The organism is Phycisphaerales bacterium, from assembly GCA_016716475.1.
Classification (GTDB): domain Bacteria; phylum Planctomycetota; class Phycisphaerae; order UBA1845; family Fen-1342; genus JADJWG01.
Window position 1 is genome coordinate 170,062 of record JADJWG010000002.1, and the last position, 19,645, is coordinate 189,706.

At 65.0% G+C, this 19,645-nt stretch carries 16 protein-coding genes; 6 read left to right on the top strand and 10 right to left on the bottom strand.

All coding sequences use genetic code 11. The annotated features are described in order from the left end of the window. Nucleotides 1-12 precede the first annotated feature (12 nt). From IPM18_08255 to IPM18_08265, 3 genes are all read right to left on the bottom strand, one after another. Nucleotides 13-1,998, bottom strand: coding sequence for a glycosyltransferase family 39 protein (locus IPM18_08255; protein ID MBK9119580.1), 1,986 nt, complete (start codon nucleotides 1,996-1,998; stop codon nucleotides 13-15). Beyond that, nucleotides 1,995-2,429 (bottom strand): VOC family protein, encoded by a 435-nt coding sequence (locus IPM18_08260; GenBank protein ID MBK9119581.1) that lies wholly within the window; start codon nucleotides 2,427-2,429, stop codon nucleotides 1,995-1,997. Before IPM18_08260 ends, IPM18_08255 begins: the two co-directional genes overlap by 4 nt. 75 nt (nucleotides 2,430-2,504) lie before the next feature. Beyond that, entirely contained in the window at nucleotides 2,505-3,611 is a 1,107-nt protein-coding gene (locus tag IPM18_08265; protein MBK9119582.1) for a cobalamin-dependent protein, read from the bottom strand. A gap of 268 nt (nucleotides 3,612-3,879) precedes the next feature. Here IPM18_08265 and IPM18_08270 point away from each other — a divergent pair, with 268 nt between their 5' ends. From IPM18_08270 to xylB, 4 genes are all read left to right on the top strand, one after another. Beyond that, nucleotides 3,880-4,476, top strand: a complete 597-nt coding sequence (locus tag IPM18_08270) for a dephospho-CoA kinase (protein MBK9119583.1) — start codon at nucleotides 3,880-3,882, stop codon at nucleotides 4,474-4,476. 152 nt (nucleotides 4,477-4,628) lie between these two features. Then, nucleotides 4,629-6,101 (top strand): transcription termination factor Rho, encoded by a 1,473-nt coding sequence (gene rho / locus IPM18_08275; protein ID MBK9119584.1) that lies wholly within the window; start codon nucleotides 4,629-4,631, stop codon nucleotides 6,099-6,101. 116 nt (nucleotides 6,102-6,217) lie between these two features. Next, entirely contained in the window at nucleotides 6,218-7,255 is a 1,038-nt protein-coding gene (gene tsaD, locus IPM18_08280; GenBank protein ID MBK9119585.1) for a tRNA (adenosine(37)-N6)-threonylcarbamoyltransferase complex transferase subunit TsaD, read from the top strand. Between the two features lie 123 nt (nucleotides 7,256-7,378). Then, nucleotides 7,379-8,896, top strand: coding sequence for a xylulokinase (gene xylB, locus IPM18_08285; protein MBK9119586.1), 1,518 nt, complete (start codon nucleotides 7,379-7,381; stop codon nucleotides 8,894-8,896). A 27-nt stretch (nucleotides 8,897-8,923) separates the two neighbouring features. Here xylB and IPM18_08290 read toward each other — a convergent pair whose 3' ends face one another. The 7 genes from IPM18_08290 to rplU form a co-directional block, all read right to left on the bottom strand. After that, nucleotides 8,924-10,180: a metallophosphoesterase gene (locus IPM18_08290; protein ID MBK9119587.1), complete on the bottom strand. Its 1,257-nt coding sequence runs from the start codon at nucleotides 10,178-10,180 to the stop codon at nucleotides 8,924-8,926. Beyond that, on the bottom strand, nucleotides 10,177-10,695 hold the full coding sequence (coaD, locus tag IPM18_08295; protein ID MBK9119588.1) for a pantetheine-phosphate adenylyltransferase: 519 nt from the start codon (nucleotides 10,693-10,695) through the stop codon (nucleotides 10,177-10,179). Before coaD ends, IPM18_08290 begins: the two co-directional genes overlap by 4 nt. A gap of 123 nt (nucleotides 10,696-10,818) precedes the next feature. Then, entirely contained in the window at nucleotides 10,819-11,433 is a 615-nt protein-coding gene (rdgB, locus tag IPM18_08300) for an RdgB/HAM1 family non-canonical purine NTP pyrophosphatase (GenBank protein MBK9119589.1), read from the bottom strand. 6 nt (nucleotides 11,434-11,439) lie between these two features. Then, the gene (locus tag IPM18_08305; GenBank protein ID MBK9119590.1) at nucleotides 11,440-12,354 is read right to left on the bottom strand and encodes a hypothetical protein; all 915 of its coding nucleotides are present in this window, start codon (nucleotides 12,352-12,354) and stop codon (nucleotides 11,440-11,442) included. Then, nucleotides 12,351-13,100 carry a ribonuclease PH gene (gene rph, locus IPM18_08310; protein ID MBK9119591.1) on the bottom strand — a complete coding sequence of 250 codons (750 nt, stop codon included), beginning with the start codon at nucleotides 13,098-13,100 and terminating at the stop codon, nucleotides 12,351-12,353. The genes IPM18_08305 and rph overlap by 4 nt, the downstream gene beginning before the upstream one ends. A gap of 82 nt (nucleotides 13,101-13,182) precedes the next feature. After that, nucleotides 13,183-13,938, bottom strand: a complete 756-nt coding sequence (locus IPM18_08315; protein MBK9119592.1) for a hypothetical protein — start codon at nucleotides 13,936-13,938, stop codon at nucleotides 13,183-13,185. Then, nucleotides 13,931-14,245, bottom strand: coding sequence for a 50S ribosomal protein L21 (gene rplU / locus IPM18_08320; protein MBK9119593.1), 315 nt, complete (start codon nucleotides 14,243-14,245; stop codon nucleotides 13,931-13,933). Before rplU ends, IPM18_08315 begins: the two co-directional genes overlap by 8 nt. A 349-nt stretch (nucleotides 14,246-14,594) precedes the next feature. On the opposite strand from rplU, the gene aceE reads away from it, so the two are divergent. Both aceE and IPM18_08330 read left to right on the top strand, forming a co-directional pair. Next, nucleotides 14,595-17,279, top strand: a complete 2,685-nt coding sequence (aceE, locus tag IPM18_08325; protein MBK9119594.1) for a pyruvate dehydrogenase (acetyl-transferring), homodimeric type — start codon at nucleotides 14,595-14,597, stop codon at nucleotides 17,277-17,279. Between the two features lie 158 nt (nucleotides 17,280-17,437). Beyond that, nucleotides 17,438-19,642, top strand: coding sequence for a DEAD/DEAH box helicase (locus IPM18_08330; protein MBK9119595.1), 2,205 nt, complete (start codon nucleotides 17,438-17,440; stop codon nucleotides 19,640-19,642). The last annotated feature ends 3 nt before the right edge of the window (nucleotides 19,643-19,645 follow it).

Here is a 19,645-nt window from a genome sequence, read left to right on the forward strand (position 1 = left end):
CCTGTGGCGGCTTCAGGGTTGGATGTAGCGGTCGACGTCCGCGGCGGAGAGGCGGTAGACAAAGAGGGAGGCACCGATTCGATCGTCGGGCGTCCGGTGCTTGAGCTGGCTGACGAGGCGACGGGCCTGCCAGAGCGGGAGTTCTTCGCGGGCTCGGGCGCGGTGGGTGGTGGCGGTCGGGGATTCATCGGGCTGCGGGATCGACCCGGCGATCAGCGCGATTTGGTGGAAAGCATCACGGGCACGCGGCGTCCAGAAATCATCACGCAGCGTTTCATCGTAGACGCCGAAGAGTTGCGTGGCGCTGACGATGTAGAGGCCGGGCGCGGGTGGCGTGACGGGGTCTATGTGCATGTAACTCGGCAACAGCTCGCACGCGAGGAAACGGGTGGGATCCGCGCTGCCGAAATAGGCAACCCGCAGTGGTACGCCCGGGTGTCGTGCGGCATAGTCGCGGAGGCGCCACAGATCCTGGCCCCAATCCAGATTGCTGTCGAGGAGCCAGCGGTGACCGTTGCGCAGGCCACCGGAGGGTTCGTTGAAGTAAGCCAGGTAGTGTGGATATGCAAGTGCGTTGGTGGTGACAAGGCCGAGCAGCAGGATCGTCAAACAAACACGGCCCCAGCGCTGGGCGACCCAGGCGACACTGCCACCCGCCAGCACGAGCAGGGGCGGGTACAGCGGCAGGATGTGTCGGTGGCCGATGTTCACGGGTGTGGCGCAGGCCGCAGTTGCGAACAGGCCGACGAAAACAAGCAGTCCGAGCAGCAGTACGGGATCGCGTGCGGGCATCCGACGCAGCGCCAGTGCCGCAAGCCCGGCCGCGATCAGCAGAAGCGTCGTGACGGGCGTCTTGAGGGCGAATGCGAGCGGGAAGTAGTACCACCAACCGGAAGTGCGGTAGGCCCCACACAGGTAAGAGAGGCGCGCCTCCGTGTAGAAGAGTGTCTTCGCGAGTCCCAGCAGGTAAGCGTCGGGAAGCCAGCGCTGCTCTGAAGCGCTGCGGAGAAATGCACGCACGAAGCCGGGAAGCGGAGTCCCGGTGTCAGGATCATACAGGGCGCGATTCCACTGGATGGCCAAGGCACTCGCCGCCAGAGCGTACTGCCGCTCTTCGTCCGCCGTGAGCGTCCGCGGCGGGGGGTTGAGCACATCGGGCCGGAAGCCGTATGCGGCCCAGATGGAAACGTAAACAGACAGGGCCAGCGCGCCCGCGAGCACCAGCAGCAGGGCGGGCGAAAGCGCACGCTGCCGACGTGATCGCCACCAGGCGAATAGTGCCATGATCAGGAGTACTGGCAGCACAAGCGGCCAGGAGAACTTTGTGATGACGGCGGCGGAAAGGGCTGCTGCCGCAGCGGCGAGTCGCGGCCACGACGGATGGGCCAGCAGGCGCGCGGCCGTCCATACCACGAGCAGCAGGACGAAAGTGATGGGAAGGTCGGTGGTCACCAAACCGCCATGTGCGAGCAGACTGGGGCAGGCGGTGGCGAGGGTGGCCGATAGCAGTCCCGCGGTTGAGCCCAATAGATCACGACCGATGCCATACACGACGAGAACCGTGGCCGCTAGCAGTAACACTTGCATCGCGCGGCCAGCGAGCACGAGCCGATGGCTATCCAACGGTGTGTGGGTGTAGCAGAGGAGCGTGCGGCCAAACTCGAAGGCATTGGCGCGCAACCAGGCAGGATCGTCCGCCGCCGGCCAGAACGGCGAAAACAGCGCGGCCGGCGCGGTGGCCCACAGGCGCGGCAGCGGCGGGTGATCGGGTGAGAGGCGGAAGTCGCCGGTGCGCCAGTAGCTGAGACCAGCGGCCAGGTCGGCCGCCTCGTCAAAGACGAAACTGTGGCGTAGTCCGGCGGTGAACGACAGTGCAGCCGCCAACAGGGCGAGGGCCAGAGCAACCCGGACCGGCCAGCGTTTACGCACCATGGCCATGAAAGTCGGTGGCAGGGGCGCACTGGCAGCCGTAGATTCCGGGGGGACGGATCGGATCACGCGGGCTTGCTCCCGGTTGTGGGGGCGTTGGGCGCCGGCGCGACGAACTCCACCTTGATCCGGTCGGGATCCTCGAAGAAAACGGCGTAGGTGTCCGGGCCGCCGGCATGCGGGTGGCGATCGGGGTAAAGGATCGTCACGCCACGCACCACGAGTTGCGCTGTCAATTCGTCGACCTGCGCCGGTGTGTCCGCATGAAAGGCGAGGTGATTCAGACCGGTTCGCGCGCGGTGATACTGGGGTGTGCGATGTGCGGGCTGTGTTTGTACGAACACCAGGTAGGTGTCGTCGCGCCGGTAGCTGATCCCGGTGGCCCATTGCTGGTAGCGCGTGTAGCCGAGGTGTGTGAGCAGCCAACTCCAGAACGCGGTGGCGCGCTCCAGATTGGAGACGTTGACCTCCACATGATGCAATTGGCCCAGGCGCGTCATCGCGGCATTCCTGCGTAGACTTTCCGGCAGTGTGCGAAGGGGCACAGCTCAACCTCGCGCCCGACCGATCGGGCGCTACGCCCTGTCCGGAAGCGCCTCGACCCAATCGCAGAGGGGATCGAAGCCCTCGTTGCGCAAGGAACTGACCGGCCAAATCGGTCGCTCATCATCAAGCGACTCCCGCAGTTGACGCAGTGTCACCTCATTGCCCGGCAGATCGCACTTGTTGAGGACGAAACCCGTGGCGATTTCGAAGACTCCCGCCTTGGCGAATTGGACTGCATCTCCTGCGCCCGGCATCAGCAGGAGGAGCACCTGGTCGGTCACCAGGCGCACTTGCGTGTCGTTCTGGCCAGCGCCGACGGTTTCGATCAGCACGATTTCGTAACCGGCTGCGTTCAGCAGTGCGGCGATCTCGGCGCAGTGCGGGGCCAGTCCACCGGCCGTACCTTCGGAGGCCAGACTGCGGACAAACAGGTTGTGATCGGGCTCGGCCGACATGATCCGCAGTCGATCGCCGAGGACGGAACCCCCGGTTAACGGGCTGGTGGGATCAACCGCAATGACCGCGACACGGCGCCCGCGCGCGCGGAGGCCGCGGGCAAGTTTGCCGATGAAGGTGCTTTTACCTACACCCGGTGCGCCGGTCACGCCGAGCAGGATGGGGCGTCGCTCACCGGGTGGGATAACGGCCGGTTCGGTACCCGCCGAGATACGTGTGATGGCGCGCGCCAGGCCGGTCGGTGTGGCGATGTCCGGCGGGCCGAGTTGTTCGCGGATGGCTCGATACCGCACGGCGAGTTCATGCATGGCCGTGATAATCTTTGTCATCGGCGTGCCGGGGTTGAAGATCCCATCGATACGCGCCGCGCGCAGGGCGGCATGGTCCTCTTCGGGGATGATGCCGCCGACGGTGATCGGCAGTTGCAGCAGTCCCACCTCGTCGCACAAGCGCCGCAGCTCAGGCATAATGGTCAGGTGCGCTGCGCTGAGCAGACTGACGCCGAGCACATCCACATCTTCCTGCAAGGCGCTGTGTACGGTGGCAGCCGGGGTCTGCCACAGGCCCGTGTAGATCACCTCCATGCCTGCGTCGCGCAGATTGCGCACAATCAGCTTGGCACCGCGGTCATGGCCGTCGAGACCAATCTTGGCGACCAGCACGCGGATGGGGCGGGACATACCGAGCTCCGTTTAACCGGGGCGAAGTGGTGTATTCGGGCACGCTTCCGCGGAGGCGCTCTCCGGCGGAGTGGTTACTTTAGTCGGCCGGGGGCCGTTGACAACCCGCCCGCGGCGCGCGACAAGCCCTTGCTGCCCGCGTGTCATGGTGAAGCGTCGCACGGATCTGCGCCATGGCTGGCGGAAGGGCGGCATTACTGGAATGCCGCCCAGATGGGGTCGTAGCCAGCCCGTAGCGAGATTGAAACAGGTGCAGCATCGGAAGCCCGTGATCGGCATATGCGGGGGCATCGGCTCGGGGAAGTCGGCCGTCTCAGTGGAATTCGGCCGACAGGGATGTGTCGTAATCGATTCCGACCGGCTGGGGCACGCGGTATTGGCTGAGCCGGAGGTGGTGGCCGAACTGGTCCGGTGGTGGGGGCCGGAGATCCTGGCGGCCGATGGCCGGCCGGACCGGAGGCGTGTGGCCGAGCGGGTCTTCGATTCGGGGGCGGAGAAACGGCGATTGGAATCGCTGGTGCACCCCTTGATTGCCCGGCGGCGCGCCGATATTATCCAACGCGTTGCGAGAGTTCCTGCAGTCAAGGCCATCATCGTCGATTCCCCGCTTTTGCTCGAACGCAACCTTGATCGCGAATGCGATGTCATCGTGTTCGTAAACACAAGCGATCTACATAGACTGCAGCGATTGGAGGCGGAGCGCGGGTGGACGGCCGCGGAAGTCGCGCGGCGTGAGCGCTGGCAGATGCCTTTGGCAGACAAGCGCCGCCGGGCGGATTTCGTAGTCGAGAACGACGGACCGGCAGAGGCCCTGTGCCAGCAGGTGGCCGACATTCTTCAGGCAATCGCAGTTCGATACGCATAGCCCGGATACGCAAATCATGCGGTGGGCTGGCCTGGAACGGGGGACCACCCATGTGGGCGGTCCGCGTATCAGGCGAAGTGGAGTTCAGTATGGCAAAGTCACCTGCACGCAGCCCTCGCAGCAAAAAGCGTCTCCAGGATGTCATGGAGAGCATGCCCGAGGAAACCGAAGAAAAGGCGGAAGCTACCCCCGCCACCGAGGAAGACGCCTCCCAGTTTGTCGCAACGGAGAGTCTCCCCGAAGTTGCGGAAGAGACCGACGACGAGGATGCGGTTCCGGCCCAGCGACCGCGTCGGGCGGCCAAGACCGCGGGCGACGACGAACCCCCGGACCGCGACACCCATGATAAGTACGAGCGAATCAAGCGCGGCGAACTCCACATTACCGATCTTCAGAAGATGACGGTGCAGGATCTGCATGTCGTCGCGAAGGAGGAGGGGATTGAGGAGTTCGTTGGCCTGCCGAAGCAGGACCTGATCTTCCAGATTCTGAAGCGCCGCATCAGCCAGAACGGGCTGCTCTACGGGGAGGGGGTCCTGGAAGTACTGCCCGACGGTTTCGGATTTCTGCGCAGCCCGGAGTACAACTACCTGCCGTGCCCGGACGACATCTACGTGAGTCCGTCGCAGATCCGGCGCTTTGGTCTGCGGAACGGGCATGTCGTGGCGGGCCAGATCCGGCCGCCCAAAGAGAGCGAGCGGTACTTTGCGCTCCTGCGGGTAGAAGCCATCAACTACGAATCGCCGGAAGCGGTCACCGAGAAGACCAATTTCGAGGACCTGACACCGCTGCACCCGAACCGCCGGGTGTATCTCGAGACCGAACCCAAAGAAATCAACATGCGCATCGTCGACATGGTCACGCCGATCGGTTTCGGCCAGCGCATGCTGATCGTGGCCCCGCCGCGCACGGGCAAGACGGTGCTGCTGCAGAAGATGGCCAACGCCATCACAACAAACCATCCCGATGCCTACGTCATCATCCTGCTGATCGACGAGCGCCCGGAAGAAGTCACCGAGATGCAGCGCGCCACCAAGGCCGAGGTGATCAGTTCGACCTTTGACGAGCCCGCCAGCCGGCACGTGCAGGTGGCCGAAATGGTGATCGACAAGGCCAAGCGCCTGGTGGAGTATGGGCGCGATGTCGTGATCCTGCTTGACTCCATTACCCGTCTGGCGCGGGCGTACAACACCGAGGTGCCGCACTCCGGCAAGATCCTCACCGGTGGTGTGGATGCCAACGCCCTGCAGAAGCCGAAACGCTTCTTCGGCGCCGCCCGCAACATCGAGGAGGGCGGAAGTCTCACGATCATTGGCACGGCCCTCGTCGATACCGGCTCGAAGATGGACGAAGTCATCTTTGAGGAGTTCAAGGGTACCGGCAACAGCGAACTGCACCTCGACCGTCGCCTGGTCGACAAGCGCATCTGGCCGGCCCTGAACATTCCGGCCTCCGGCACGCGCAAGGAAGAATTGCTGCTGCACGAGCAGGAGCTTGAGAAGATCTACATGCTGCGGCGCGTGCTGAGCGACATGAACCCGGTCGAGGCGGTCGACCTGCTGCGCAATCGCCTGTCCAAGGTCGAGGCGAACCGGCTGTTCCTGATGACAATGAACCTGGCGTAGGACCTCGTGAGGGGCGTGCTGACGGTAGCACCGCAAGCATGCCCGGCGCGGCCGGGGTGCCAGTGGGTGCCCGTCCGCCTGGCGGGCTCTACGGCCGCGCCTGAAAACGAAGTTCCATGCCCACCGGCCTGATCCTTGGGATTGAGACCTCGTGCGACGAGACCGCCATCGCCGTGGTAGCTGGTCCGCGCACGGTGCGCAGCAACATCGTCAGTTCACAAGTCACCTTGCACGAACGCTATGGGGGCATCGTTCCGGAAATTGCGGCGCGGGCGCACCTTGAGCAGATCGATGGTCTGCTCGCAGCGGCGCTGCGGGAAGCGGGGACTACCCTCGCCGACCTCGATGCGGTCGCCGTGACGAGTGGTCCCGGTCTCGTCGGGTCGCTGCTGATCGGTGTGACGGCGGCGAAGACCCTGTCGCTCACTCACGGACTGCCGCTGATCGCCGTGGACCATATCGCGGCGCATGCCACCAGCGCAGCGCTTGTTACCGATCCTGCGCCCTGGCCGGCGGTGGCGCTGGTGGTCAGCGGCGGGCACACTTCGCTGTACCACGTACGGGATTTTCTGACGATCGAGCTGCTCGGGCAGACACTCGACGATGCGGCCGGCGAAGCGTTCGACAAAGTGGCGATGTTGCTGGAACTGGGGTACCCGGGCGGGCCACTCATCGACCGCCTCGCCCGTGGTGGAAACCCGGAGGCGATCCCGTTTCCGCGCGCGCTGCGTAGTCCGGGGAACCTCGACTTCTCCTTCAGCGGGCTCAAGACGGCGGTGTTGTACCACGTCCACGGTCCGGGTCGGAAGTACGGCTCTGCTGACCACCTGTCGGCACAGGAGAAGGCGGATGTTGCGGCGAGCTTTCAGGCCGCGCTGGTGCGCACGCTTGTAGAAAAGACCGTCGCAGCCGCTCAACAGGTTGGCGTTCGTCATGTTGTAGTGGGGGGCGGTGTGGCCGCGAATTCGGCGTTGCGCGCAGCGCTGGCGGAGGCCTGCGCGGTGGCGCAGCTCGCGCTGCACCTGACGCCGCCGCGCTTCTGCACGGACAACGCAGCGATGATCGCGGCGCAGGGGTACCACCAGTGGAAGGCGGGAAACGTAGCCGATCTCGCCATGGAGCCGCACGCGGGCTTGCGCCGTCCCGCGCGCTGAGCGCAGCCGGCTGGCATCACACTTGCCGCGCAGCCGCCGTGATTCATAATGACACCACGCAAAGGCGTCGTGCCTGCGCGGCGAACAGCGTCGAACCCCTCAAACAGCTCTGGAGCACCGTCCATGGCGGCGATCTACCTCGGCATCGATGTCGGTACCAGTGGTACCAAGGCGCTCCTGATCGACGGTCGCGGCAAGGTGCTCGCCACGGCGACAGCCGGGCACGACAGTCTGTACCCGCGCCCGGGTTGGTCGGAGCAGCGCCCGGACGACTGGTGGAAGTCCGCGTGCAGTGCGACGCGGGCGGTACTGCGCAAATCCCGTCGGGACGGTACGGAGGTGGCGGCGGTCGGGCTTTCCGGGCAGATGCATGGGAGCGTGTTCCTCGATGCCCGGGGTCGAGTGCTGCACAACGCACTGCTCTGGAACGATCAGCGCACCGGGGTTGAATGTGCGGAGATTGAGCGCCGCGCGGGCGGCCGCACGGCCCTGATTCGCATGGTGCAGAACATCGCCCTTACGGGTTACACCGCGCCGAAGGTATTGTGGTTGCGCAAGCACCACCCCCGCACATTCAAGCAGGTCCGCACGATTCTGCTGCCGAAGGACTACGTGAACTTCCGCCTGACGGATGCGCTGTGCTGCGAAGTGTCCGACGCTTCCGGGACGCTGCTGTTCGACGTCGTGCGGCGTACCTGGTCGACGAAGCTGCTCGACAAGCTCGGGCTTGATGCCGCATTGCTGCCGCCGGTGGTGGAATCCAGCGCCGTGATCGGCACCCTCACTGCCGCGGCGGCGCGCGCCACGGGGCTTGCGGCCGGGACACCGGTGGTAGGCGGAGCCGGCGACCAGGCGGCGGCGGCGGTCGGCTGCGGGGTCGTGCGGCGCGGCGTGGTGTCGGCGACCATGGGCACGAGCGGAGTGGTGTTCGCGCACAGCGAAGCGCCCGTTCCGAACGAAGCGGGGCTGTTGCAGTCGTTCTGCCATGCCGTGCCGGGGGCATGGTGCGTCTTCGGTTGCATGCTGGCGGCCGGGGGGAGTTTGCAGTGGGCGCGCGAGGTCTTCTGTGCGGATGCGTTGCGGAAGGCACGTACGCCCGCGGAACGTGATGCGCTCTACACCACGATGATCACGGAAGCCGCGACGGCCCCCGACAGTGCCTTGCTCTTTCACCCATACCTCACGGGCGAGCGCTGCCCGTATCCGCACCCGCACGCGGTGGGCGCATTCATCGGGCTGCGGCGCGACCAGGGGCGCGGCGCGTTGTTGCGCGCGGTGCTGGAAGGCATCACGCTGGGCATGGGGCGGCAGATCAAACTCATGCGTGAGTTGGGGGTGCCGATTCGGGAAGTCCGGTTAGCGGGCGGCGGCGCCCGCAACGCATGGTGGCGTCAATTGCAGGCGGACGTCTACGGAGTCCGCTGCGCCGTCATGCAATCGGAGGAGGGTTCGGCGCTGGGCGCGGCGTTGCTGGCGGCGGTAGGTGGCGGCGGATTCAGGACGGTGCCGGCGGCGAGCGCTGCGGCGGCACAGATTGCGGCCGAGCATCGTCCCGATGCGCGCCGACACAAGTACTACGCGAACCTGAGCGTGCGGCAGCGGGTGACGTACGAGTCGCTTGAACCGCTGTACCGACCATGATACCCCGCGGTGGTGGCCGACGAATCGCTAGGGGCGCGTGTGGGCCGTGGCGCCAAATGCAGGTTCAGGCCGCTTGGGAAAGCGGAAGCTGTCGAGCGTGCGGCCAAACCGATCGATCTGGTGCAACTCCAGGGTGTCGGTCTCGACGATGACATGCGTGAAGCTGTGAATGGAGTCGTCGGAGGCGCGCAGGGCCGTGGTGCCGTGTTCCTTGATATTGTAAAGCCGCGCGCCACCAGCCCCACTGATAATGTAGAGCGTACCGTCTTCGGCGGGCTGGCCACTACGCAGGGGGCCGATCCGCTGATAGTTGTGATCGTGGCCGGTGAACACGACATCGACGCCTGTATCGTCAAAAACAGGTACGAGGATGTCCTGCAATCGCCTGTCGTCGCCGTACTTGCCGCCGGTATAGGGGGGGTGATGCAGCACTGCGAAGCGCCAGCGCGGACCAGATGCGGCCAGCACTTCACGAGCCCATGGCGCGACGTGCGCGCGCAGCAGGTCCGCGTTCAGGTTCGAGTCGATCACTACCACGCGGCAGTCGGCATAATCGAACCAGTAGCTCATTTCAGCCGGTAGGCCCGGGGGACCGTTCTCGGGCAGTTCGAATACCTCGAGATAGCCGTGAGCCGCATAGGGCGGACCCGGTCCACGACCGTCGACATCATGGTTGCCCAGACTTGGCCAAAATGGGATCCGCGCGATGATCTGTTGATACGGCGCGAAGAAGCGCGCTTCGTACCGGTGCCGGGCACCGTCCGGATACACGACGTCGCCCGTGTGCAGCACGAAGTCGGCGGGGGGATGCACGGCCTGCATCTGCTGCGCGACATCGAATTGGGTTCGGCCGCCACGGCCGGTATCACCCGTTACCACGAAGGCGAAGCGGGTGCCGGTGGGTCGATTCGTCTGGAACGCGCGATTTGCCAACAGGACCCGTCCGCTGGACTCGATACGATATTCGTGGAGTGTCTGCGGCGCGAGTCCGTCCACCCGGGCGACGTGGCGCCTGCCAGTGTGCAGGACCGGCACCCGGCGCTCGGTGCCGTCAATCCTGACCGTCAGCACGCATTCGACGGGTCGGGAGGTGTACCACACCAGCATGGCACGGTCGGTATCGGGGAGTTGCAGCAACGGACCCTCGGTCACCCGGACCGGCAACAAGTAGGGTGCTGCGTAGTACAGCACCGCGGTCACGGCGAGTGCCACGACGAGCCATGCGAGCGTGGCTAATGGTGCTGGCTGCGTGGGTATGGAGGAATGCTCGTTTTGCGGGGTCATCGTCGCTCCCGGCGTCCGAGGGCCTCGCCGAGTCGTCGGGCGACATTGTCGGGGACCAGTTGCTGCACCCGGGAGATGTCACCCCCGCCCATTTCGTAAATCTGCCGGATGTAGGTGCTGGACGTCAATACGTGCTGTTCGCTTGTCAGCATAAAGATCGTCTCGACGCCACCGACGAGTCGATTGAGGTTGGCGAGTTGTACTTCCTTGGTTAGGTCCGCCATGTCACGGATCCCGCGGACGAGGACCTGGGCCCGGCACGCCTGCACAAAATCAATCGTCAGGCCGCTGTAGGTGGCAGCGCGCACGTTGGGCAGGTCAGCAACGTGCGGTTCGAGCAGTGCGAGTCGTTCCTGGGGGGTGAAGAGCTGCTCCTTGTCGGGATTCACACCGATGCCCACGACGAGCTCGTTGAAGAGCCGCGCGGCACGGCGGATCACATCAAGGTGGCCGAAGGTTACGGGGTCGAACGAGCCCTGGAAGACCGCGACGATCTGATGGGGTTCCGGGGTCATGGGAGTACGCGGGCCTCCAGCCGTTTTGGTTGCCGTGAAACCGTGCGCCGCTGCCGCCGCGGCATGCTAGGTCGACTCCCGCCCAAGGGCAACTACGCCCGGCGCTGAGGTGCTTCCCACCGGTCAGGGCCAGGTGCCACGCGCACGGTAGAGCGCGGCCAGTTCGCCCAGCATGGTGCGCAGCGCCGCCCCACGATGACTGCGAGTGTTCTTTTCGGCGGGGGGTAGCTCGGCCGAAGTGCAGCCCGTCTCGGGTACAAAGAAGTGCGGATCGTACCCGAAGCCATGGGTGCCGCGCGGCGTGTCGACGATCAGCCCCTCGAATGTGCCGGTTGTTTCGAGGACGACCGTGGTGCCCTCCACGAAGGCCATGGCGCAGCGGAAGCGGGCCGTGCGCAGTGGCAGCGGCACCGTCGCGAGAGCGGCCACCAGCTTGCGGTTGTTCGCGGCATCGTCGCGTTGCCGACCAGCATAGCGCGCGGAGTGTACGCCCGGGGCGCCGCCGAGGGCATCGACCTCGAGGCCCGAGTCGTCGGCCAAGGTTGGCAGGCCCGTGCGGGTGGCGTAGAACAGCGCCTTGATCCGCGCGTTGTCGGCGAAGGTGGCGCCATACTCCTCGGCCTCGGGGAGGTCCGGAAACTCCAGCAGGGTGCGCCAGACCAGCGGCGTATCCACGGTCAGGGCCTGCAACTCGCGGAGCTTACCCGCGTTATGGGTGGCCAGTAGAATCTCGGGCATCCCCGGCTACTCCTCCCTTTGCAGTGCCTTGGGGATTACGACCGGAAACGACGGACTCGGCAGAGTGATTCGCTCCATACGGCCATCACGCCCGCGGCGTGTCACCACCTCCGAAAAGCGATGGCCGTTCTGGAGACTCTCGGGGAAGCGCTGCTGGGCGGCCCGCATGCGCTCGTCCACGATTACCATGCGTGTACGGGATTCACCCGAGAAGGCATCCTGTTCCCGGAGTGTGCGGACGGCGCCCGCGGGATAAGTACCAATGTAGACAGAGCTGTTGGCGGTACCGTGGTGAAAGTAGGCGTCCTCGCCGGCTTCTCGCAGCAGACGGCAATACTCCTCCGCGGCCGAGCGACGGGTTTGAAAATCGTGCGTGTTATAGAAGACCGCGACGTGCAGAGACCAGTGGCCGTCCGCATCTTCGAGGTTCCACTCCGGATGGGACGAGCGGAACGTCGGCAGGACATCCATGGAAGCAAGCCGGAAAGGCAGGACTTCCTGGGCGAGACTGGTTTGCAGGGCCAGTTCCTGAATAAAACGCAAGTCACGGCTTACGTCCGGCTCGTAGCCGACCGGTGTGCCGTCAGGCGCGTAGACACGCCGATAGCGGCCGTAAAAGACGTGGGCTCCGTCGTCGTCGTGAACCACGGAAACAAGGTTACGACGCAACCCATTCACGCGGCGCAGCGCTTCCAGGTATTGATCGGCGAGCGCGTGCCGCTGTGGACCGGTGAGCGTGATGCAGCGGATAGACCAGATTTCCTCGGCGGGGCTGCCGCCCAGGAGACCTCCACCTGAGGCCGTTCCGCCCCCCGTGGTTTCACACCCACACAAGGTCAGACCGCCCACGCTCAGCGCCAGGAGACCCACAAACCGGCTTGTGCAGCGGTGCCACCAGAGCAGGGACATACACTTGTTCACAGGATACTCACCTCGGCCCGCGGCAGCGGCGCTGCAAGGGCCGCCTGCTGCTGCGCGAACAGCGCCGTGATTCCCGCCCGGCCGAGAGCCAGCATCCCAAGCATCTCATCATCGCTGTACGTGCGACCCTCTGCGGTTGCCTGCACTTCGACCCATTCATTGCGCGTGGTAAGTACGAGATTGCAGTCCACCGCGGCGCGCGCGTCCTCGGCGTAGTCGAGATCCAGAAGCAATTCACCGTTTACCAGGCCAACACTTACCGCAGCGACACCCGCGGTCAGCACCCCGGGCCCCCACCAGCCCGCGTCCGCACCGACACGCACGGCATCGGCGAGCGCGATCCACGCGCCGGTGATGGCCGCTGTACGGGTGCCACCGTCGGCTTGCAGCACATCGCAGTCGAGGATGACCGTGCGCGGCCCAAGGGCCTGCATATCGACGACCGCGCGCAGGGAACGACCGATCAGGCGCTGGATCTCCTGTGTGCGACCGTCGATCTTCGTGCGGTTACGCGCGCGACGTTGAGAGGTAGCGGCGGGGAGCATGTCATACTCTGCCGTAACCCAGCCGCGCCCGCTCGGTTCACGCCAGGGCGGCAAACCCTGCTCGATACTGGCCGTGCAGAGGACATGGGTACCACCCTGCCGGATCAGCACGGATCCGGCGGCTTGACGGGTAAAGCCACGGAGGATCTCAATCGGGCGCAACTCGTTCGCTGGTCTATTCTTGCGTTCCATATCGAACATTGGAACCGGATGCGCTGGATCGTGCAACGGTGCTGGGGCTCCCGGACCGTCGTCGCAGCGGCATGCGGTGCGCCACGGGCATCTATTTGTCTTCCCCGTCGCCCGTGTACTCCTCCGTCTCGGGCGGCGGGGGTGGTTTGATGGCGTGAAACAGGTTCCCGCCGATTACGGTTGCGGCCCCTCCGCGGAGCCGGATGACGAGAACAGCGGGGCCCTGTCGCCAGCTCGGCGATTCGACACCCGTGGGAGCATAGAACTCGACGAGGGCATCGTTGGGCAACATCCAGCGGAAGAGCGCTGGGAACTGTTCCCGGGCAGCGCGGGCCGGGGGCACACGTACATGGTCCGCACGCCACGTCTCGCTATCGAACGGGGGTATGGCTGCGATGCGTTTCTTCAAGGCGTCGCCGATCAGCGGCTTTTCGGGTTGTTCCGGAAGTGGCCCGGACAGCGGCAATTCGTGGAAGCCGGTGGCGTCGACCAGCCGGGCCGCGGCAGCCGCGTCGCCGCGCTGGAGCGCCTGCGTAAAGGCGAGCGCTGATCGCAGGGCGGCATGATGGTCACGCGCGCGCGGGGAGGCGTCGTTGGGCAGTGTCCGGGCCACGCGGGTCTGGGCTTCGGCAACCGTCTCCACTGTCGGCAGGGACTCGGGCTGGGTGGTGGTGGGTTGGGTGGCCGGCACAAGCTCATCGTCCGACGGGGGTATGCTCGGGCGTGCTCGCTGGGTCGGAGCCAGCGCGGCGCAGAAAAAAACGACGGTTGGCAGAGCCAGCCGTCGCAGCCAGGTTGCGGCCGTCCGGGCCTTGCGGACCGGATGAAACGCCGTAGCGTCACGCATGAATCGCGCCGATTTCAACTTTGAGCATCTGCTGCCGATGGCCCCAGGTCTTCTTGAAGCCCTTCCGGCGGCTGAACTTCACACCCCGTACCTTGGCGGTCTTGAGCGCTTCGACGACCTTGGCTTCGATCGTCGCGCCGGGGACGAAGGGGTGGCCGATTTTGGCTTCGCTACCTGCACCGACGAGCAGCACCTTGTCAAACGTAAGGGTGCTCTGGCCTTCGCCCAGTTCGCGCGTCTCGATCAGCAGCTTATCGCCGGTGGTGACCTTGTATTGTTTTCCGCCGTCTTCAAAAATCGCGTACACGGGTACTCCCTTGTCACGGATCGCCCCGTGGGGGTGGATCAGGTCTCGAATCAGGCAGTATACGAGTCAATCCGGTAGACTGCAATGGGCGCGAATCGGATCGATGGCGTGGGGGGTGTCCCCCCAATTCTTGCTGGCCGGCAGACGGGTGCGGGATAACACATAAATCGTTGTTTATGCGTTAGTTGCGAACGCTGCGGTTGTTCGTCCGTGCACGGCGCGGCCCCGTGCCGCTGGCGGGATGAGGCGGTGGGGGGCTCGCATGGAGTGTTCAACTTTTTTACTTGTCCGTGGCTTTGTTGACGGAAATGAGCCGGCGGCTACTGTAGTGACCATGATTGAGCCCATGATGGATGACGTAACCGAGCGTCCTACCCAACCCCGCGATATTGACCCGATCGAAACGGCCGAATGGCTGGCCTCGATCGAAGCGGTCCACCACCAAGGCGGGACGCGCCGCACGCATTTCCTGCTGGACCAGTTGCACCGCTGGGCCCTGAAGCGTGAAGTCCCGATTCCGTTCGCGGCGAATACGCCGTACATCAACACGATCCCCAAGCGTGAGCAACCGCCGTACCCCGGCGACCGCAAGATCGAGCGCCGCATCAAGAGCTACGCGCGCTGGAACGCGATGGCCATGGTGGTGCGCGGGAATCGCGAGTCGGATGGCATCGGCGGCCACATCTCGACGTTTGCATCTTCGGCGACGCTGTACGAAGTGGGCTTCAATCACTTCTTCAGGGCCAAGACGGAGCACACGTCGGGCGATCACATCTTCTTTCAGGGGCACGCCTCGCCGGGGATCTATGCGCGGGCGTTCCTGGAGGGACGGCTCAGTACGACGCAACTCCATAACTTTCGGCGCGAGTTCGGCCAGGGTGGCGGGCTTTCGTCCTATCCGCACCCGTGGCTGATGCCTGATTTCTGGGAGTTCCCGACGGTTTCGATGGGGCTTGGGCCGATCAACTCGATCTACCAGGCGCGCTTCAATCGCTACCTCGAAGACCGCGGCCTCATGCGCACAAGTGGTTCGCGCGTCTGGGCTTTCCTCGGCGACGGGGAAATGGACGAGCCCGAGAGTCTCGGGGCGATTCACCTTGCCGCACGCGAGCACCTCGACAACCTGACGTGGGTGATCAACTGCAACCTCCAGCGGCTCGATGGGCCGGTGCGGGGGAATGGCAACATCATCCAGGAGCTCGAGGCGAATTTCCGCGGGGCGGGCTGGAATGTCATCAAGGTCATCTGGGGCAGCGATTGGGATCCGCTTTTTGCCGCGGATACCGACGGGTTACTGATCCAGCACATGCACGACGTGGTGGACGGCCAATGGCAGCGCTTCACGGTCGAATCCGGATCCTATTCCCGTGAGCACTTCTTTGGCCGCCATCCCGAAATGCTGCGGCTGGTCGACCGTCTGACCGACGAGCAGATTCGCACTTTGCGTCTGGGCGGGCATGACCCGGAAAAGGTCTACGCGGCGTATGCGGCGGCGGCGGCTGCGCAGGGTCGGCCGAACGTGATCCTCGTCCGTACGATCAAGGGCTACGGACTGGGCGAAGCGGGCGAGGGTAAGAACATTACCCATCAGCAGAAGAAGCTCAACGAGGATGAGCTGCGGGCGTTCCGCGACCGTTTCGAGATACCGATCAGCGACAAGGAGCTGAAAGACGCCCCGTTCTGCCGCTTCGACGAGGGCAGCCCCGAGTACGAGTACCTGCACGAGCGGCGCAAGGCCCTGGGCGGCTACGTCCCGCAGCGCAAGGTGCGGGCGGTGTCGATCGAGCCTCCCGAGCGCAGCATGTTCGACGAGTTTCTACAGGGCAGCGGCGATCGGGCGGTGGCCACGACCATGGCGCTTGTGCGCATGCTGAACCGGCTGATGTCGGACAAGCGCCTCGGCAAGCTGATCGTTCCGATCGTTCCCGACGAAGCCCGCACCTTCGGCATGGAAGCATTGTTCCGCAGCTTCGGCATCTACGCCCACGCCGGGCAGCTCTACGAACCGGTCGATGCGCACCTGTTGATGCGGTATGAGGAGCGTAAGAACGGGCAAATTCTGGAGGAAGGCATCACGGAGTGCGGGTCGATGGCGTCGTGGATCGCGGCCGGCAGTGCCTATGCCACGCACGGCCTGACCATGATCCCCTTCTTCCTGTTCTATTCGATGTTCGGCTTCCAGCGGGTCGGCGACAGCATCTGGCTCGCGGCAGACCAGCGCTGCCGCGGCTTTCTGTGCGGTGCCACCGCCGGCCGCACGACGTTGAATGGTGAAGGGCTTCAGCACCAGGACGGCCATAGTCTGCTGCATGCAAGCACCGTGCCGACATGCCAGTCGTACGATGCGGCGTTCGCGTTTGAGTTGGCGTTGATCGTCCAGGACGGCATTCGGCGGATGTACGAGGACGGGGAGGACATTTTCTACTACCTGACGATCTACAACGAGACCTACCCGATGCCCGCGCAGGTGCCGGGTTGCGAAGAAGGCGTGCTGAAGGGCTTCTACAAATTCCGGGCGGCGGAGAAGCCCGGGAAGCTCCCGCGGATTCACTTGTTTGGCAGCGGTCCGCTGATGCAGGAGGCGCTGCGCGCACAGGAGCTGCTGCGTGAACGCTACAAGGTCGCGGCCGACGTCTGGAGCGTGACGAGCTACAACCAGCTCTATCGCGAAGCCATGGCCTGCCGGCGGTGGAATCGCCTGCACCCAGCCGCACCGCAGCGTGTGCCTTACTTCTCACAGAAGCTGGCCGCGGAACCTTGGCCGATCGTGACGACATCCGACTACGTGAGTACGCTGGCCGAGCGGCTGGCGCCGTTCGCGCCGGCGGGCATGTCGATCCTGAGCACGGATGGCTTCGGTCGCAGTGAGACACGGCGGAATCTCCGGAACCATTTCGAGACGACGGCGGAGTTCGTGACGCTGGCCGCGCTGACGGAACTGGCCCAGCGGGAACAGTTCGACCGTGCGAAGCTGCCGCAGGTCGTGGCCGACCTGGGGATTGATCCCGAGAAGCGCGACCCGGCGACGGCGTAAGTCCAACTCCGGTCCGCCCGGGGCCTGCTGGTCGGGCGCCCGGTTCTCCGGGGCCTCAGACCGTGTCTTGAGCTGTGCCGGGCCTGTCCCGTGGCACCACGGTGGCGCCACTTCGAGCCGCAGTGTTCCGGGGGGCTGGCCGAAGGAGAACGATCCCCATGGCGCTCAGCCGCGACGAGATCTGTTCGCGTTTCCTCGAAGCGGTGCCCTACGAACTGTACCCGGTGCAGGAGGAAGCCCTGCTGGCGTGGTTCGAACAGGACGGCGGCGTCATGGTCTGCGCACCGACGGGGATGGGCAAAACCCTGATTGCCGAGGCGGCACTCTTTGAAGCTCTTCACAGCGGCCGCCGGCTGTACTACACCACGCCGCTGATTGCCCTGACCGAGCAGAAATTCCGCGAGTTCCAGGATCTGGCGGAACGCTGGGGTTTCCAGCGCACCGAGGTCGGCTTCATCACGGGGAACCGGCGCGAGAATCCCGAGGCGCTGATCCGAGTAGTCGTGGCCGAAATTCTGTTGAATCACCTGCTGGCGCGCGACGCGGCGGTGGCCGATCTGGATCATGTCGGCGCCGTGGTCATGGACGAGTTTCACAGCTTCAACGACTTCGAGCGCGGCGTGGTGTGGGAGCTTTCACTCACGCTGCTGCCGCCGCACGTGCGTGTGCTGCTGTTGTCGGCGACGGTCGGCAACCCGTACGACTTCGCCGACTGGCTCAAGAACAAGCACCAGCGCCGTGTGCAGGTGGTTACGTCCACGCAGCGGCGCGTGCCGCTCGAGTTCCACTGGGTCGAGGACCGGTTGTTGACCGAGCTGCTGGTCAGCATGGCCGAGGGCGACGAGCACAGCATGCGCACCCCGGCGCTGGTGTTCTCTTTCAACCGGGAGGAGTGCTGGGAACTTGCGGAGAAGTTGAAGGGTCTGCCGCTCGTGACGAGCCGGCAGAAGGCGGAGCTGGAGCAGGCCCTCGCACCGCATGCCGACGCGCTCGCCGAAGGCAGCGGGCCGAAGCTGCGGCAGATGCTGCTGCGCGGTGTCGGGGTTCATCATGCCGGCGTGCTGCCGCGGCACAAGCTGATTGTCGAGGAACTGTTCACCGCGCGGCTCGTTCCGTTCGTCTGTTGCACGGAGACTCTCGCCGCGGGGATCAACCTCCCCGCACGCTCGTGCGTGCTGACCACCCTGCTGAAAGGCCCGCACGGCGAGAAGAAGGTGATTCCCTCCTCGGCCGCGCACCAGATGTTCGGCCGGGCCGGCCGCCCGCAGTTCGACACGCAGGGGCACGTGTACGCGGTGGCGCACGATGATGATGTGAAGATTCACAAGTGGCGGAAGCGGTATGACCAGATCGATCCGCGCTCCAAGGATCCCGGCCTCATGCGCATGCGCAAGGAACTGGAGCGGAAGCGGCCGACGCGTCGCGCGACGGAGCAGTACTGGAGCGAGGGGCAGTTTCGAACGCTCATAGCGGCCGGTCCGGCCAAGCTTGTCAGTCGCGGCATGCTGCCGTACTCGGTCCTGATCTTTCTGTTGACGCAGACAGGCACGCTGCACGAAGTGCGCCAGTTCATGGAGCGACGCTTTTGCGGCGCGGACCGGCTGGAGGGTTTCGGCAAGCAGCTTGATTTCATGCTCGCGAATCTCGCCGGGTTGGGCTACCTCACACGTTCGGAAGACGGCGACCATGTCACCCTGGACGATTCGATGCACCAGTTGCTGAACTATCGCAGCATGGATCCGCTTTTCGCGGAATACCTGGCACGCACGTTGACGCATGCGGATGCCACCGAGAAGCTCGTGGCGCTCGAAGCCGTGCTCGAAGTGCCGCGGCCGATCCTGCGCAACGTGCGGCTGCCCGAGGATCGTCTGCCGAAGGGGCCGCTGCAAACGCAGGTGCTCGAACCGCTGATGATTTCCATGGGCGTCGCCTTGGCGGGTGCCTCTGCGGAAGCCGAGCCGGAAGATGGGCCGCGCCGGTGGGTCGATCGCTGGGAAGAAAGTGACGAGCCCCCGCCGCCGACTTTTCCCGAGATGCTGAAGCTCGCGTTCGAGGCCCAGCTCGCGGCGCCCGAACCGGTCTTCGTGCAGCCGAAGTGGATCGCGGGGGATGCGTTCGAGCGCGATGGGGAGTTCTTCAAATCCGTGAAGGCGCTCGATCTGGTGAAGCAGGAGGGCCTGATCCTGCGGCACCTGCTGCGGCTGGTGATCCTCGCGGGCGAGTTCCACACACGGACGGAAGACCCTGACTACGCTCACATTGCCGAACAGGCCACGCGCACCTGTCAGCGGGTCGATCCGCAGTACACGGAGCACTTCCTCTGGGAAGCGGCCAACCAGCGCGCGGCGTTGGGTAGTACCTGAATT

Bases quoted from the DNA above. Each gene is read 5' to 3' on its own strand.
- IPM18_08260 (MBK9119581.1), bottom strand. From the start codon at position 2,429: ATGACGCGCCTGGGCCAATTGCATCATGTGGAGGTCAACGTCTCCAAT.
- IPM18_08265 (MBK9119582.1), bottom strand. From the start codon at position 3,611: ATGTCCCGCCCCATCCGCGTGCTGGTCGCCAAGATTGGTCTCGACGGC.
- rho (MBK9119584.1), top strand. From the start codon at position 4,629: ATGCCCGAGGAAACCGAAGAAAAGGCGGAAGCTACCCCCGCCACCGAG.
- tsaD (MBK9119585.1), top strand. From the start codon at position 6,218: ATGCCCACCGGCCTGATCCTTGGGATTGAGACCTCGTGCGACGAGACC.
- xylB (MBK9119586.1), top strand. From the start codon at position 7,379: ATGGCGGCGATCTACCTCGGCATCGATGTCGGTACCAGTGGTACCAAG.
- IPM18_08290 (MBK9119587.1), bottom strand. From the start codon at position 10,180: ATGACCCCGCAAAACGAGCATTCCTCCATACCCACGCAGCCAGCACCA.
- coaD (MBK9119588.1), bottom strand. From the start codon at position 10,695: ATGACCCCGGAACCCCATCAGATCGTCGCGGTCTTCCAGGGCTCGTTC.
- rdgB (MBK9119589.1), bottom strand. From the start codon at position 11,433: ATGCCCGAGATTCTACTGGCCACCCATAACGCGGGTAAGCTCCGCGAG.
- rph (MBK9119591.1), bottom strand. From the start codon at position 13,100: ATGTTCGATATGGAACGCAAGAATAGACCAGCGAACGAGTTGCGCCCG.
- IPM18_08315 (MBK9119592.1), bottom strand. From the start codon at position 13,938: ATGCGTGACGCTACGGCGTTTCATCCGGTCCGCAAGGCCCGGACGGCC.
- aceE (MBK9119594.1), top strand. From the start codon at position 14,595: ATGGATGACGTAACCGAGCGTCCTACCCAACCCCGCGATATTGACCCG.
- IPM18_08330 (MBK9119595.1), top strand. From the start codon at position 17,438: ATGGCGCTCAGCCGCGACGAGATCTGTTCGCGTTTCCTCGAAGCGGTG.